This is a genomic window from Actinoplanes sp. NPDC051851 (assembly GCF_040681165.1).
Taxonomy (GTDB): domain Bacteria; phylum Actinomycetota; class Actinomycetes; order Mycobacteriales; family Micromonosporaceae; genus Actinoplanes.
On record NZ_JBFAYF010000021.1, the window covers coordinates 86,594 to 102,355 of the forward strand.

Below are 15,762 nucleotides of genomic sequence, written 5' to 3' on the forward strand. Positions count from 1 at the left end.
GGAGGAGAGAGAACGATGACGGAGACGGAGACCGGGTTCACGGTCCCGCGACTGCGCCGGCTGCGGTACTTCCACGGGCAGCTGCTGAGCGCCCGCGACCTGCAGCGGGAGCAGTCCTACCTGCGGGCGAAGGCGGCCCTGCCGGTGCGCTACCTGCTCGGCTACGGCGTGGTCTGCGGCCTGCTGGTGGAGTCCTGCGGCGGCCCGGAGGAGCGGGCCTCGGATGCGGGCGCAGCGCCGGACGCGGGCGCGAAACCGGGCCCGGAGAAGCACCGGCAGGCCCGGATCACGATCACCCCGGGACTCGGCGTGGACGCCTGCGGCGAGCACGTCGTGGTCCGCGAGCCGTGCGAGGTGGACCTCTGGGAGGCGCTGCCGCCGGAGGAGCGGTCGTCGGCGGGCCGCGAGTGCACCACGGTCTGGGTGGGTGTCGCGTACGACGAGGAGCCGGTCGAGCCGACCCGGACCGTCTTCACCTCGGGATGCTCGGAGAGCGCGGACTGCGAGTTCGGCTGGACCGACGAACGGCACCGGATCGTGGTGACCAGCCGCGCCCCGGAGCCGGACCGGCGCTGCGACCTCTGCGCCGACCCGGCGGGCGGCTGCGGCGACTGCGACCACCCGGTGCTCTGGCTGGCCCGGATCGACGAGATCGACTGGTTCCGGCCGGTCCCCGAGGGCCGGATCGACAACGCGGTACGGCGCCCGTTCGGCCGCCGGGTGCCGACCGTGATCACCGGGATCAACTGGCGGCACGGCCACACGTACACCATCGAGGAGGCGTCCGCGCTGCTCGGCACGCACCAGGAGGACGGCGGGCTGCGCGTGGCGTTCTCCGGGGACGTGCGGACCGACGGGCTGCGCCGCGGTGTCGTCGACATCCAGGTGATCGAGGGTGGCGCCGGGCGCAACGCGGACAGCTGGTTCATGGGCGGCCGTTTCGAGGGCCTGCCCGACGAGGAGTACGTCCGCGACTTCCGGTGGCGGCAGACCACCCGCGAGGTGCTCCAGGACGACGACCGCGTGATGATCACCGTACGGACCGCGTTCCTGCTGGACCGCTGCTGCCGCCCGGTCGACGGCACCCACGTCGGCGGCCGGGTCCCGCTGATCGGTGGCCACGACGACTACCACGACGACGACCGCCCGGGATCCTGTCCGGTTCCGCCCGGCGGCACCGGCCCGTGGACCTCCGGCACCGGCGCGGGCGGCGACATCTTCGAGAGCTGGTTCTTCGTCCGGGAGGACCGGTGAGCACGACGGCCACCACGACCACGACGTCCCGCTGCGGCTGCGGCGGGTCCGCGTCCACCGGCACCGGCGGGTACACCCGGCCGGACTTCTTCGCCGGGCAGCTGCTCACCGAGGACGACCTGCGGGCCCTCACCGGATACCTGACCGGCAAGAACCGGCTGCACAACCGGATGCTGGCCGGGCCCGGCGTGGTCTGCGGCCTCGAGGTCACCTGTGATCCGTGCGGCGGCGGCCGGGTCGCGGTCGCTCCCGGGTACGCCCTGGACAGCCGCGGCAACGACCTGGTCGTCACCTGCGCCGAGCGGGTCGACGTCCCGGCCCTGCTGCACGACCTGCGGATCGCCGGCTCCGGTGTGGACTGCGGCGACGACTGCGACGACGCGAACCGCCGTTACGGCCTCTACCTGCGCTACACCGAGGTCCCGGCCGAACCGGTCGCGGCGTACCCGTCCGAGGACGGCCCGGCGATCGGCTCGTCGCCGACCCGGATCCGGGAGACGTACGCCTTCACCCTCGACCACGCGGCGACCGCGGACCACGCGTACCGCCCGGCCACCGCGCTCGACGCCCGGCTGGGCGAGGCGACGGAGGCCGCCGCGGTCCGGGCGAGCGACGCGCACCTGGCCCGCTACCACGCACCGCTGATCGCCACGGTCCGCGCCGCCGGTACGGCCGTCCCGTTCGACCAGGCCGCCGACGACGCCCTCACCAGCGGGCTCACCGACCTGCGGGACGCGCTGGGCGAGGGCCGGGACACCATCCCGGCCGCCGACGTACCCCGGGTCACCGAGCTGACCCGGAACCTGGCCGCCGCGGTCGCCCGCTGGGAGGTGGCCGAGCGCCCCTCCGGCCCGGCCGACCGCGCCGGGCAGGCGAGGGAGCTGCTCGGCGCCGCGCTGAACCGGCTCGACGGCACCGCCACGCCGGAGATCTGGGGCGACCCGTCCCGCCGGGCCCTGGCCGCCGCGGTGCTCGACGAGACCCGCGCGCGGCTGCTGGGCGAGAGCGACGGCGCGGCCCCCCTGGAACTGCGGATGCTCGCTCAGGGCGCCCCACTCCCGTACGCGCTGCGCGTCACCCTCCAGGCGCACCTGAACCGGCTCCGGCACTGGCTGCTGGCCCGCTACGACACCGTCGCGGGCCGGACCGCCTGCACCGTCGACGACACCGTCACCGGGCTCGCCCTGCCCGCCCCGCTGCCCGCCGAACCGGCCGGTGACCGCCTGCACCCGTCCGCCACCGAGTTGAGCACCACGTCGGAGGCGCTGCGGGTGCTCGACGGCGCGCTCACCGCCTTCCTCGCCGAGAGCGCCTGCGCCGTCCTGCACCCGCCGGTCCCGAACGGCGCGGCCGACGACGTGCTGCTCGCGGTCCTGACCGTCGACGGCTGCGAGGTCCGCGAGATCTGCACGGCCGGTCGCGAGCAGGTCCGGCCGGGCGGCAGCGCGTATGCGGCCTGGCTGCCGCTGCTGCCGCGCGCCACCGAGCTGGCCGCCACGGTCTGCTGCCCGCCGCCGCCCGGCCCCGCCGGGCAGCCCGCCGAACCGCTGCCGCACCTGCCGAACCTCTTCGACGTACCGCCCGGCGGCGATCTGGACGAACTGCTCACCCTGATCACGTCCACCGCGGCCCGGCAGCCCACCCGGATCCGGGCACGGGAGACCACCGCCCCGGAGGTCGCCGAGCTGCGCGAGCAGGTCGCGGCGCTGACCGGCACCCTCACCGCCCTGCGTGACGAGATCGCCGCGCTCTCGCCGTCTCCGCAGGAGGAACCGCCGCCGCCCGCCACGACCACTCCCGCCAAGCGGACCCCGGCCAAGAGGTCCACCGCGTCCCGGCGTGACGATTCCGGCGAGCAGAAGGGCGGAAAGACCACATGACAACCCCTTCTCCGGGTACGGCGGAACCTCAGCGACCCGTCTACTACGAGGCGCAGATCCTCGCCGCGGCCGACCTCACCGCGGCCGTGGAGCACGCCCGGGACCACGCCGCCCGCCACGACCGGCACCTGCACGACTGGGGCATCGCCGCCGGGCTCGGCCTGAGCGTGCAGCCCACCGGCGAGGACGACGCGGTCACCGTGACCCTGCAGCCCGGGGTCGCGATCGACGGGACCGGCCGGGAGGTCGTCGTCCCCGGGGCGGTCACCCTCTCCGAGGCCCAGTTCGCCGAGAGCGTCGGCTCCGGCTCGGCCGACGGCGCGTCCCACCCGGTCTTCCTGTCCGGCCTGGACCGGGCCCCGGTCGCCGGGTCGTTCCTCGACGACGGCCAGGCCGACCGGGTCGACGAGTCGTACCAGCTCCGGTTCCGCCGGGCCGGTGACGAGCGGCTGGTCACCGAGCAGCAGGCACCCGAGAGCGCGGCCGGACCGGGCGACGGCACCGACCCGTGGCTGATCCTGATCGGCTACGTGACCTGGCGCGCCGGGCACTTCACCGGGCTCGGCACGGCCGGCTCGGTCCCGGTCCGCTTCGCCGGGGTCCGCGCCGACACCGTCGCGGCCCGCTCCGGCACGCTCGCGTTGCGGGCCCGTCCGGAGCCGGCGCAGGGCGGCGCGGTGCTGACCGTGGCCGACACGTCCGGCCTGGTCTTCGGCCGCTACCTCGCCGACGGGTCGGTGGACCCGCTGCTGACCGTCACCCCGGACGGCGACCTCACGGTCCGCGGCACCGGGGCCGCCCAGCGGCCCGGCGCCACCGCGGTCGTCTCCGGCGTCGCCACCGACGGCACGATCCTGCCGTTGCCGGCCGGCGTCGACCCGGCCAAGGTCACCTCCGGCACGACCGTCCTGCACGTCACGGTCACCCCGCACACCGACGGCACCCCACCCTCCGCCGACGGCGTCTGGCTGCCCGGACAGGTCGAGTGCGGGGTGGACGACGCCCGCCGGGTCCGCTGCCGGACCCGCTGGCTGCGCATCGACACCGACGCCCGGACCTGGCGGGACCTGCCCGGCGCGGCCTCGTTCACGGTGATCGCGACCGCCGCGGAGCAGGGGAGTGGTGCCTGATGCGGCCGCTCGTCGTCTACGCCGGACACACCGCGCACGTGCTGGCCGTCCTCGCCCGGACCGGCCCGGAACAGCTCGCCCCGGACTCCGCCGAGCCGCTGGTCGGTGACGCGCTCACGCTCTGGGCGGGCGGCTCGGACGAGGCGCCCGGCGACCCGGTGCCGCTGCCCGTCCCGGCGGGCGACCTGGTCCCGGCCGTGGTCGAGGAGCAGCCGGGCCTGCTCACCGTCCCGCTCGCCTTCGGCGTCCAGGTGATCGGCGGCGAGGCCGGACCGGACCTGCGGCTCCTGCAGCCGGGCGACCCGGACGGCGGCCCGCTGATCCCGCCGGCCGGCAACGTCACGGTCACCCTCGCCGCCGACCGGGTGGTCGTCACGCTGCCCGCCCCCACGACCGTCGCCCTGCCGGTGCTGCTGGTGGTGGGCGGCGAGCGCACCCGCCCGGCGGTCCGGGACCAGATCGACCAGGGCGCCAGCGTGAAAGAGTTCCGGATGAACCTGGAGCCCGGCACGTACGGCGTCCTCGCCCTGGTCGCGTCGTGGCGAGGGGTGATCCACCGGGGCGTCCTGTCGTGACCGGCCCGGACGGCGGGGAGGTCGTGGTCCGCCGGTGCACCGTGACCGTGGTGCGCCGGGGCGGCTGGAGCTGGGGGCCCGACCCGGCGCGTCTGCCCGGCCGGGTGGTCGCGCTGCTCACCGCGGCACTCGCCGACCGGTACGCCCAGGACCTCGCCGGGGACACCGATCTCGAGATCACCGAGCCGGTCCGGATCGACCTGCGGATCCCGCTCGCCGCGCTGCTCGCCGGGGAGGCACCGGCGGGGGCGGGGTTCCGGGCGTACCCGCACGGTGTGGTGGAGACGGCGATCGCCGCGGGCCGGGTGGTGAGCCCGGCCACGACGGACCCGGCCCGCCTCGGCGAGCGGGCACCGGCGGCGGGCGAGCGGGGCGACGACGGGGTCCGTGCGGAGGAACCGGTCGCGGCCGCCGCGGCGTGGCGGGCGGGGATGACCCCGGCGATCGGCCTCGACCTGCTGACGCGGGCGCTGCCGGACCTCGATCCGGCGACCGCGCGGGCGATCCTCGCGGCCCTGACCGGCGACACGGCCGCGCCGCCAATGACCGAACCCGATCAGAACAGCGCGACACCGGCCGGTGCGCCGCCGCCGGACGTGTCCGCGGCGGACGTCCCGGGACCGGTGCCGCCGCCGAGGGACTCCGCCGCGGTGCCGTCACGGCGTGCCGGGGACGTCGAGGTCGGCTCCGCGCTGCCGTTCCTGGTCGCGGCCGCCCTGGACCGGGTCGGGCTGCTGCCCTCGATCGGGCCCGCCCTCGCCGCCGCGGGCCTCGACCGGGACGCGCCGCTGGTCGCGTTCGCCCTGGCCACCCAGGTCCTCGGCCCGCTGCGGCACGGCTGGCTGCGCGAACCCGCCGCCCTCGCCGACGCGGCCGCCTTCGCCGGGCTGGCCGAACCGCCCGACTCCGGCGCGGTCACCGGCGCCGCCCACCGCCTCGCGCCGGTGCTGCCGTCACTGACCGGACTGATCGGTCTGCTTCTGTGCCGCGGCCACGAACCCGGACGGCCGCTGCTGCTCGCCGCGGTGCATCCCCGGCACGGCGGCGGACTGCTGCTGACCGATCCGGACGGACTGTTCCCGATCGCCTGGCTCACCGAACCGGGCCCGGTGGCGCCGCTGTGGCGGGCGGCCGGCGCCCCCGCGGTGCTGGTCGCGGGGGCGGGTGCCGGACCCGGCGCCGCGCTCGCGCCGATCCCGGTGCCGGTGCTGGCCGCGCTCGCCGACGACGGCCTGCCGCTGATCTGCGACGCCCCACCCACCCGCGGCGACGGCCGCTGGCACCGGCTCGGCGGCACCCGGCGGCTCTGGGCCACCGGCGGGGTGCCCGGCGTGCCGCCCGGCACCGACCTGACCGGGCCGGCCGGCCAGCTCGACGAACTCCTCACCGTGCTCGCCGCCCGCCGCCCGGTGCCCCGGGAACGCGCCGGCGGGTTCGGCCGTGCCGTCGCGCTGCTCGCCGCGCTCGGGCTCGGCACCATCGCCTGGCAGCTGTGGCGTCACCGGGAGGCCCCCGACCCGCAACTGGCCCTGGCCCGGCTCGGCGACCTCGGCGCCACCGTCCGGTTCGGATCAGAGCGGGTCGAGGTCCGGCTGCCGCTCGGCCGCCGCTTCCAGGACCTGCGCGACCGGGGAGCTCTCCGCGACGTGCCCGCCGTCGCCTGGCTCGACGGCCGTACCGTCACCTTCAGCGGGGGATGAGCGACGATGAGCGCCCACTACGAGCCGGCCACCGCGCACCTGCGGATCCGCCTGCGCGCCCTCCACCGGGCCCTGCGCGCGGCCGCCGACCGGCAGAAGGCCCGCGCCGCGGCGCTCACCCGGCCCGACCTGGCCGCCTACTGCGTCACCGCCGAGCACGCCGACCTGCTCCTCGGCCAGGTCGACGCGATGGCCGAGGGCCTGCCCGGCACCGCCGAGCCGCAGGCCGCGCCCACCACCCGCACCGAGCGGATGGCCGAACAGGGGTTGCGCCGGCTCGCCGCCTCCACCGGGGCCACGCTACCCCTCGACGACCTGGCCGCCCGGTTCCGCGTCGGCCGGGCCGAACAGGACACCCTGCTGCTGGTCGCCGCCCCCGACCTGGACCGGGCGTACGAGCGGATCTACGCGTTCCTCGCCGACGACCTCAACCAGCGCCGTCCCGGCACCGATCTGGCCGCCGCGGTGCTGGGCGGCACCCCCGCCGCGGCGCTCGCGGTCCGCCGGATGCTCGCCCCGTCCGGCCCGCTGCGCCGCCACGGCCTGCTGCGCGGCCCCGGCGCCGCGCTCACCCTCGCCCCCGGCCTGCTCGACTTCCTGCTCGGGGCCGGTGGTGAGGCTTCCCTTCTCGGGTACGACCCCGGCGAGATCCCCACCCCGCCGGGGTTCTCACCGCCGATGGACGCCGACACCCTGGACCGGTTCGCCACCGCGATCGCCAGCGGCCGCCTCGACGTGATCGGTGTCTGGCAGGGCGGCCCACCGGCCCAGCGGGACGCGGCGCTCGCCCTGGCCGGGCGCACCGGACGGCCGCTGCGCCGGCTCACCCCGAACGCCGGCGACCCGGATGCGACCACCGCCGAGTTGCGCACCGCCGCGGCGCTCGGCGCGCTGCTCTGGGTGCCCCTCGACGACCTGCCCGCCGAACTGCCCGCCGGTCATCCCGCCGGCCAGGGGCTGGCCGCGCTGCTGGGCCGCAGCCGGGTGCCGACGGTGCTCAGCGGTGCCGTGCCGTGGCGGCCCGTGACGTTGCTCGCCGATCGGGCGTACGCGGAGATGGAGTTGACCCTCCCCGATGTCGCGACCCGCCGCCGGAGCTGGCAAACCGCACTGCCCGACCTGGACGGCGAGGTGATCGACGAGCTGTCCACCCGCTACCGGCTCAGCAGCGACGAGCTCGGCGCCGTCGCGGCGGTGGCCCGCGCCGGAGCACGCTTCGCGGGGAACGGGCGACCCGCGCCGCTGGCCGAGCACGTGCCGCCCGCCGCGGCCGTCGTCGCCCGGGCCCGCACCTCGGGGTACGCCCGGGCCCTGCGCCCCCGCCGTACCCTAGATGACCTTGTACTTCCGGACGAGCAGTTCCGCTCCCTGACGACAGTGATCAGCGCGTTCCGGGCCTGGCCGCGGATCGCCGACGAGTGGGGCTTCCGGCGGCGTACCGGCGACGGCGGCATGAAGGTGCTCTTCACCGGCGAGCCCGGCACCGGCAAGACCCTCTCCGCCGAGGTGATCGCCGGCGTGCTCGGCCTCGACCTGCTGATCGTCGACCTCTCCCGGATCGTCTCCAAATGGGTCGGCGAGACCGAGAAGAACCTGGACTCGGTCTTCGACCAGGCCGAGGAGGGGCACGCGGTGCTCTTCTTCGACGAGGCGGACTCCCTGTTCGGCAAACGCGGCGACGTCAAGCACGGCACCGACCGGTACGCCAACCTCGAGGTCGGCTACCTGCTGCAACGCCTGGAGACCAGCCCGGCCACGGTGGTGCTCGCCAGCAACCTGCGGGAGAACATCGACGCGGCCTTCACCCGCCGGTTCCAGTTCGTGATCGGCTTCCCGCGCCCCGGTGTCCCGGAACGTCGCCGGCTGTGGCGGCTGGCGTTCCCGCCGGAGGCGCCACTCGGGGAGGACGTCGACCTGGACGCCCTCGCCCGGCTCGACATGACCGGGGCCGCGATCGTGTCGGCGGCCCGGGATGCGGCGCTGGCCACCGCGGGCGCGGGCGAGGCGGCGATCGGGATGCGGGCGGTGGTCGCGGGCGTGGTGCAGCAGTACCAGCGGGAGGCCCGGCTGCTGCGGCCCAGCGACCTGGGGGCGTACGCCTCCCTGGCCGGCGGCCGGGAGCCCTGATGGCCGGGGTTCCCGCGAAGGTCGCCGCGGTACGGGTGCCGTCACCCGCGACCGTGCCGGCGCCGGTCGTGGTGACGGCACCGGCGGCGGCGGTGACCGGCGGTTCCGCCCGCGGCGCGCCGTCGCCGTCACCGGGGGAGCCCCTGGCGCGGGTGTTGCAGGCGCAGATGCTGATGGGCAACGCGGCGGTGGCGGCGTCCCTGCTGGGCGCCCCGCGCGACGGGATTCCCCCCGGTGGCGTGGCCTCTCCTATCGTCCCCGCGTCTTCTCTCGCCGCACCGCCCGCTCCTGCCGTTCCGGTTCTGCGGCCTGCGGTTCCTCCTCCTGCTACTCCCGCCGCTGCCGCTTCGGCCAAGCCTGTTGTCGCCGACGCCACCAAGGATGCGCTTGCCAAGGCCGCCGACCCCGCGGCGCTCGCCGTCACCGGTCCGGAGAAGACCAAGGCCGCCGGGGCCCCGCCCGCCGAGAGCGGTGGCGCGCCCACCGCCCGGCCCGGCGCCGCGCAGACCCCGAAGTTCACGGCGCTCAGGCAGGACGTCCACGCGAAGAAGCGGAAGATCGCCGCCAGCCACCCGCCCGCACGTACCGAGTCCGGTTCTGCCCAGTCCGCCGCGGTGCCGCCCGGCGACGACAGGGAGGCACAGGGCAAGGTCGCCAACGCCGACAGGATGAACGACGCGAAGCCGAAGAGCTTCGACAAGAAGGCGTTCGTCGACGCGGTGAAGAAGGCCATCGCCGACCAGGCCCCGAAGAACCTGGAGGAGGCCGACGAGTACGCCGACTCCGGCAAGCCCGAACAGGTCAAGCAGAACGTCCAGGGCCACGTCGATCAGGGTAGGGAGGAGTCCGGTGAGGAGATCGAGTCGACCACCGGCGCCCCGCCCGACACGTCACACGCGGTGGAGAAGAAGGTCGTCCCGATGGCGCCGGACCGCCCGCCCGGTGCCCCGGCCGCCCCCGACGCGGCGGCCGCCACCCCCGACAGGCTGCCCCCGTCGGCCACCGACCTCTCCGCCGGCCCGCGTCAGGTCGACCGGGAGATGGCCGACGCGCAGATCACCGAGACCCAGCTGCAGAAGTCGAACGAGCCGGCGTTCCAGGGCGCGGTCAAGGCCAAGAAGGGCATGGAGGAGGACTCCGCCCGGGCGCCGGGGGAGATGCGCGCCCGCGAGTCGAAGGAGCTGGCCGCCACCCGTACCGAGGCAGGCGCCGCCGGCGCCACCGGCATGGCGGGCCTGGCCGCCGCCCGGGCCGCCACCGGAGCGGCGGTCGGAGCCGGGAAACAGGGCGCCAAGGGCGCCGACGAGACGAAGCGCGCCCAGGTCACCGCCGCGCTGCAGGCCGTCTTCGACGCCACCAAGAAGGACGTCGAGGACATCCTGAAGGGCCTCGACAAGACGGTCGACGAGCAGTTCACCCGCGAGGAGAAGCGGGCCCGCGACGCGTTCAAACGCGAGCACACCGTGGCCATGGCGAGGTACAAGGCGGACCGGTACGGCGACTGGAACGGCGGCTTCCTCTGGGCCAAGGACAAACTCCTCGGCCTGCCCGACGAGGCGAACCGGATCATCGACGTCGCCCGCCAGCACTACGTGGACCGCATGGAACTGGTCATCTCCGACGTGGCCGACACGATCGGCCGCGAGCTGGACCGGGCCAAGGCCCGCATCGTCCAGGGCCGCGAGCAACTGCAGGACCTGGTCCGCAGACTCCCCGCCGACCTGCGATCGATCGGTCAGGAGGCGGCCGCCGAGTTCACCGACCGCTTCGACGAGCTGACCGCCGGCGTCGACGAGAAGAGCACCGAGATGGTGCAGACCCTCGCCACGAAGTACAACGAGGCGCTGAAGTCGGTCGACGACGAGGTGGCCGCCGCGAAGGAGGCCAACAAGGGCCTGGTCCAGAAGGCGGTCGATGCCGTCAAGGGCGTCATCAAGACCATCAAGGAATTGATGAACCTGCTGCTCAACGTCCTGGCGAAGGCCAGCAGCGCGATCTCCCTGATCATCAAGGACCCGATCGGCTTCCTGAAGAACCTGGTCGCCGCGGTCGGCGCGGGCCTGAACCTGTTCCGGAAGAACATCGTCCGCCACCTGCAGCAGGGCATGCTCTCCTGGCTGCTGGGCGTGAGCTCCCAGGCGGGCCTGCAACTCCCGAAGACCTTCGACGCCAAGGGCGTCCTGCTCCTGATAGCCGGTCTGCTGGGTCTGACGTGGAGCTTCATCCGCTCCCGCATCGTCCGCAAGATCCCGGAGAAGGCGGTCGCCGCCGTCGAGACGGCCATCCCCCTCATCCAGAAGATCCGGAAACAGGGCATCGCCGGCATCTGGGACGAGATCAAGGCCCAGATCGGCGACCTGAAGAAGACCCTGGTCGACAAGATCATCGAATACCTGGTCCCCACGATCATCGTCGCCGGCGTCACGTGGGTCCTGTCGCTGCTGAACCCGGCATCCGCTTTCATCCGCGCCTGCAAGCTCATCATCGACATCGTCAAGTTCGTGGTCGAGCGCGCCCGCCAGATCCTGGACTTCGTCAACGCCGTCCTCGACGCGGTCATCGCCATCGCCAAGGGCGGCACCGGCGGCGTCCCCGCGATGATCGAGAACGCCCTGGCCCGCGCCCTCCCCCTGCTGATCGGCTTCCTGGCGGCGCTGCTGGGCATCGGCGGCATAGCCGCCAAGGTCAAACAGATCTTCCAGGCCCTCTCCAAGCCGGTCGCCAAGGCCCTCGACTGGATCATCGGAAAGATCGTCACCCTGGCCAAGAAGCTCTGGACCAAACTCAAGGCCAGGCTGAAGAAGGCCAGAGACAAGCTCAAGAAGGCCGCCGACAAGGTCAAGGGCACGGCCCGCAACGTCCGTGACCGCCTCCGCGGCGGCGACGACAGTCCGGCGGGCAAACGGAACCGCCTCGCCAAGGGCCTGGCCGCCGCGGTCGCGGTCGCGAAACGCCTCAAGGGCAAGGGCAGGGTGACCCACGCGATTCTGCGGGCCGCGTTCACCGTCATCCGGGTCCGTTACGGCATGACCACGCTGGACCCGGTCCTGGAGGGTAACCGCTGGGTCGCGGTCGGCGTCGTCAATCCCCTCGACAAGCGCGACCTCAACCTCGCCGCGGACGAGAACCCAGTACACGGTCCTCTCACCGAGAAGGACGCCGCCAACGTAGAGAAGATCGCAGCGGAGCTGCCCAAGATGGGTGACAGATTCGCGGAGGAGTTCCGGGAACACTGGAACAACGCACTGAAGAAACGGGCGATCGAGGGCCACCTCATCTGGCCCGACGAGCCGGTACCCTCGCTGCGGTTGCCCGGGCGGAGTCGCGCGTTCCTCTCCGAGAACCGCACGCATCGCATGCTGCTTCCCTACTTCGAGAGGACGCGCACCGGCGCAGCCTTCAGCGACAACTTCTATCTCTGGGCTTTCAGCAGGCCGGTCATCCGGGCGCCGCTGGTCGAAGCCCTCGGTGCGGACGCGCTCGGCCAGATCCAGAGGCCGCACCCCGGCAGGGACGCCGAGCTGCAGAAGGAGCTGGAGAATGTGACGTTCTCCAGCAGCGGCCGGTGGGGCACGTTCGAGGCGTTGCCGACGGACAGAAGCGAGGTCGATCCTGATCTCGTGGCCGCGGTGGAGAAAGCCGAGAACAACATCGTCAAGTTCTTCAAGATGGTTGTCAAAGAGAACGTTCGGCCGTGGAACGAGAAGATCTTCGTTGTCTGGAAACACGGGCCGTCGCACGACTTCATGGAGAACAGGTTCCGCCGCGCGTCGCGAGGTAAGCACGAATGGATCCCCACCAACTTCATCCCCGAGGTACTCCGCCGAGGGCTTGACCGGCAGAAGAACGGAGATGTACTCGACGGCGTGCGGTGGGTGGCCCTGCACCACGAGCTACGCTCCGACTCGCACCGCGTGATCTGGAAACTCGAGGGCGTCACACCGCACGGGCACTCCGGCGCGCTGTGGGAGGAGTACGTGGACAAGAAAGGAAAGAATGCCTACAAGTTCACTCTCACCAACGGCCAGGACAAATTCCATGATGAACTGCGCGATGAATTTACGAACTGGGGGAGCGGGGCGGCCCCTGATTACGTGCAGCACCTGCTAGGAGAATTGCCGAGACTTATGTGGGACGGTGTCCTGGCGGAGGATCATGGTCCGTTTTTGGACATGAATATCGCTGCGTTGGTAAAGACTGATACCGGACTCGCGACGATGACAGTGAGGCGCCTCGGTATTCAGCAGGAGGCCAACTTTAAACAAATTAGAAAAGATTTCCGCGATGCGAAAGAAGCAGTGATGAATGAGAAGGTCTGAGTCATGCCTGCAGACGACCCCGCTGTCATTGAAGCCATTGAGCACCAGCTGCAAAAGGGGGAACCTTTTAGTGACGGGGAACTCGCCTCGATTGACGTTCTTGCCGTCGTATTTCCTGCCAGTCTCGCCGGTATCGAGCGGATTTCCGGTCTCCAAACGCTGGTGATCCTCGGGTACGGCGGTCGTTCCCTCGATGTGCTGGCCGGCCTGGGGCTGGGTGTCCTGGATGTCAGAGTGAGCTCCGTGGACAGCCTCGATGTCGTAACCCAGTTGCCGCAACTGCGCACCCTGTCGGTGAATAACTGCGCGGTGGAAGAGATCGATGTTCTCGCTGACGGCGAGCACATCGTCGACGAGCTGGATCTAACGGGCAACCCGCTCTCCGATCGTGCCTATAACGATGTCCTGCCGCGACTGCGCGAGCGGATCTCCGAAAGCCTGGTGTTCTCGGGCGAGCGTGAATGGCGGCTCACCCGGAGGTTGTACGCGGCTGGTTTGCCGTTCGACTACTACTATCACCGGCGTGCCGGCGGATACCGGCTCTGCAGGCCAGGTCTTGCGTACACCAGCGCTCCTGACGCTGATCACCTGCGGATCGAGCCGGACGACCTAGAGGCCATCCTCGATCGCAATCCGTCGGAGTTGCTCGGTATGTTTCCGACGTACGACCGCTGACCAGCGTGGATGAGGCGACCTGAGCGTTGCGGCCGTTTGCGGAAGGCAGCGTCAACGTGATGTTGTGAGCGCTGCCATCGATGGACTGCTGTGTGTTCGAGCCACTCGTCCTCCGTCGGCCGGCAGTTCCCGTCCCGGCAGTCCCAGATGGCCAGCCGTAATGTCGGGTATCCCACTGCCGCGGCATGGCTGCAGCGTGCCCAGCGTCCGCCGGGGGAGGGCATCGCCGTTTGGCGCAGGTCGTCACCGAGGCCTCTGCGCAGGCAGAATCCTCGGCGTCCGCCGAGGCGCAGCCCGGCGTGACCGACAAGATTCTGGATCTCGCTTCCAACCTGGCCTCCTCCGTGATCCAGCGTGGCCGGCCGACGGCGCAGCCCGCGATCGCCGCGCAGCCTGACGTTGTCGAGCAGTTGACGAAGCTCGCGTCGCTCCGCGACGCCGGCATCCTCACGAACGAGGAGTTCGCGGAGAAGAAGGCGAAGCTGCTGGAGCACCTCTGACGCTTGATGGCGGGCTACCTGAACCGTCTGGATCCGGTCAGGGTCGGGGGACGAAGACGATGCGTCGGCGGCTGGCGCGGGCGCGGCTCCAGGTCTGTTCGACGTCGGCGAGCGGGACGGGCTCGGTGTCGATGGTGAAGGAGCCGCCGGTGATGGCCGCGGCGATGTGCGGGAGTTCGGCGAGGATGTCGCGGGTGGGGACCGAGCCCTGGCCGCTGCCGACGATCTGCAGGCGGCTGGCGCGCAGGGCGGCCGACGGGATCGCCGCGGTGGGGCCGGCGACCGCGCCGATCTGCACCCAGGACAGGGGCTTGCCGCGGTCGGCGCGGCCGGTGACGACGGCGGTCATCGCGGCGGCGGTGGGCGCGCCCCAGACGTAGTCGAGCACCACGTCGACGTCGGCGGCGGCCGTGCCGAGCCGGGACGCGACGTCGGCGGGGTCACCGTCGAGCGGGACCGTGCCGGTGGCGCCGAGCGCGGTCAGTGTGGCGAGCCGGCTGGTGTCGCGCCCGGCGGCGATGATCCGGTTCGCGCCGAACAGCTTCGTGACCTGCACGGCCAGCTGTCCGGCGCTGCCGGTGGCGCCGAGGATCAGCACGTTCTGCCCGGGTTCGAAGGTGATCCGGCGGCGCAGCGCGACCCAGGAGGACATCGCGGGGTTCATCGCCGCGGCGACGGCGACCGGGTCGGTGTCTTCCGGAAGCAGAACACTTCGCCGTACGTCGATGACCGTGCGCTCGGCCATCGCCCCCAGCGCGGTGTCCGGCAGGACGAAGTAGCGCAGGTTCCCGTCGGCGTCGCGGCCGACCCCGTCGATGCCCGGCACCAGCGGCAGCTCGTCGGTGCTGGTGTAGTGCGAGCCGTCGGCCTGGGACAACACCCTCGGGTGCAGTCCGGCGGCGAGTACGTCGACGACCAGTTCGCCCTCGCCGGGCGTGGGCAGCGGGAACTCCTCGTAGCGGGGGGTGGAGTCGAACGAGGAGACGACGGCGGCTTTCACGATGGCCCTCCAGGCGGTGAATTTTTGGTTCGTTACACCAACCAAATTAGGTTGGAATACAAACCAAGTCAAGGGCGGTTTAGTTGGTAATCGCAACCATGTGCCGTACGATGGGGGCATGCCGTCCGACGCCCGCCTGGAGACCCTGGTGGACTCCCTGGTGCAGACCTCGTTCCGGATCACCAGCGTGCTCACCCGCATCGGCGCCGAGCACGACATGTCGCTCACCCAGATGCGGATGCTGGGGATCCTCGTCGACCGCCGCGTGCGGGTGACCGACCTCGCCGCCCACATGGGCCTCGACAAGTCGACCCTGTCCGGCCTGATCGACCGGGCCGAGCGCCGCGGCCTGGTCCGCCGGGAGAAGAACCCCGACGACGGCCGCGCGGTCGACGTGATGATCGACGCGGCCGGGCTCGAACTGGCGCGGGCGGCCTACCGCGAGGTCCATGAGGCCATCGCCCCCGCCACCGGCCGCCTGGACCGCCGCCAGATCGAGTCGCTGACCCGCCTGCTCGGCATCATGCTCGAGGCCCCACCGCCCGCGCCCGCCCGTCGCTGATCCCCGTGCCGCGCGGTGGGGCTGATCCCGTGCCGCGCGG

At 72.6% G+C, this 15,762-nt stretch carries 11 protein-coding genes; 10 read left to right on the forward strand and 1 reads right to left on the reverse strand.

Going from position 1 to position 15,762, the window contains the following annotated elements; translation table 11 throughout:
• Positions 1 to 15 precede the first annotated feature (15 nt).
• The 9 genes from AB0M08_RS21240 (at position 16) to AB0M08_RS21280 (ending at position 14,160) form a co-directional block, all read left to right on the forward strand.
• A complete protein-coding gene (locus AB0M08_RS21240) occupies positions 16 to 1,254 on the forward strand; it encodes a hypothetical protein (RefSeq protein ID WP_364495706.1) in 1,239 nt (412 codons plus the stop codon).
• On the forward strand, positions 1,251 to 3,134 hold the full coding sequence (locus AB0M08_RS21245; protein ID WP_364495709.1) for a hypothetical protein: 1,884 nt from the start codon (positions 1,251 to 1,253) through the stop codon (positions 3,132 to 3,134). Before AB0M08_RS21240 ends, AB0M08_RS21245 begins: the two co-directional genes overlap by 4 nt.
• On the forward strand, positions 3,131 to 4,264 hold the full coding sequence (locus tag AB0M08_RS21250; RefSeq protein ID WP_364495712.1) for a hypothetical protein: 1,134 nt from the start codon (positions 3,131 to 3,133) through the stop codon (positions 4,262 to 4,264). The genes AB0M08_RS21245 and AB0M08_RS21250 overlap by 4 nt, the downstream gene beginning before the upstream one ends.
• Positions 4,264 to 4,839 carry a hypothetical protein gene (locus tag AB0M08_RS21255; RefSeq protein ID WP_364495714.1) on the forward strand — a complete coding sequence of 192 codons (576 nt, stop codon included), beginning with the start codon at positions 4,264 to 4,266 and terminating at the stop codon, positions 4,837 to 4,839. Before AB0M08_RS21250 ends, AB0M08_RS21255 begins: the two co-directional genes overlap by 1 nt.
• Positions 4,836 to 6,539 (forward strand): hypothetical protein, encoded by a 1,704-nt coding sequence (locus AB0M08_RS21260; RefSeq protein WP_364495716.1) that lies wholly within the window; start codon positions 4,836 to 4,838, stop codon positions 6,537 to 6,539. The genes AB0M08_RS21255 and AB0M08_RS21260 overlap by 4 nt, the downstream gene beginning before the upstream one ends.
• Before the next feature lie 6 nt (positions 6,540 to 6,545).
• A complete protein-coding gene (locus tag AB0M08_RS21265; protein ID WP_364495718.1) occupies positions 6,546 to 8,666 on the forward strand; it encodes an ATP-binding protein in 2,121 nt (706 codons plus the stop codon).
• Positions 8,666 to 12,985 (forward strand): hypothetical protein, encoded by a 4,320-nt coding sequence (locus AB0M08_RS21270; RefSeq protein WP_364495720.1) that lies wholly within the window; start codon positions 8,666 to 8,668, stop codon positions 12,983 to 12,985. The genes AB0M08_RS21265 and AB0M08_RS21270 overlap by 1 nt, the downstream gene beginning before the upstream one ends.
• Positions 12,986 to 12,988: 3 nt before the next feature.
• The gene (locus tag AB0M08_RS21275) at positions 12,989 to 13,660 is read left to right on the forward strand and encodes a hypothetical protein (protein ID WP_364495721.1); all 672 of its coding nucleotides are present in this window, start codon (positions 12,989 to 12,991) and stop codon (positions 13,658 to 13,660) included.
• Positions 13,661 to 13,890: 230 nt separating this feature from the next.
• On the forward strand, positions 13,891 to 14,160 hold the full coding sequence (locus tag AB0M08_RS21280) for an SHOCT domain-containing protein (protein ID WP_364495723.1): 270 nt from the start codon (positions 13,891 to 13,893) through the stop codon (positions 14,158 to 14,160).
• 37 nt (positions 14,161 to 14,197) lie between these two features.
• Here AB0M08_RS21280 and AB0M08_RS21285 read toward each other — a convergent pair whose 3' ends face one another.
• Positions 14,198 to 15,160 carry a zinc-binding alcohol dehydrogenase family protein gene (locus tag AB0M08_RS21285; RefSeq protein WP_364495725.1) on the reverse strand — a complete coding sequence of 321 codons (963 nt, stop codon included), beginning with the start codon at positions 15,158 to 15,160 and terminating at the stop codon, positions 14,198 to 14,200.
• A 118-nt stretch (positions 15,161 to 15,278) separates the two neighbouring features.
• On the opposite strand from AB0M08_RS21285, the gene AB0M08_RS21290 reads away from it, so the two are divergent.
• Positions 15,279 to 15,722 carry a MarR family transcriptional regulator gene (locus tag AB0M08_RS21290; RefSeq protein WP_364495726.1) on the forward strand — a complete coding sequence of 148 codons (444 nt, stop codon included), beginning with the start codon at positions 15,279 to 15,281 and terminating at the stop codon, positions 15,720 to 15,722.
• Positions 15,723 to 15,762 lie beyond the last annotated feature (40 nt).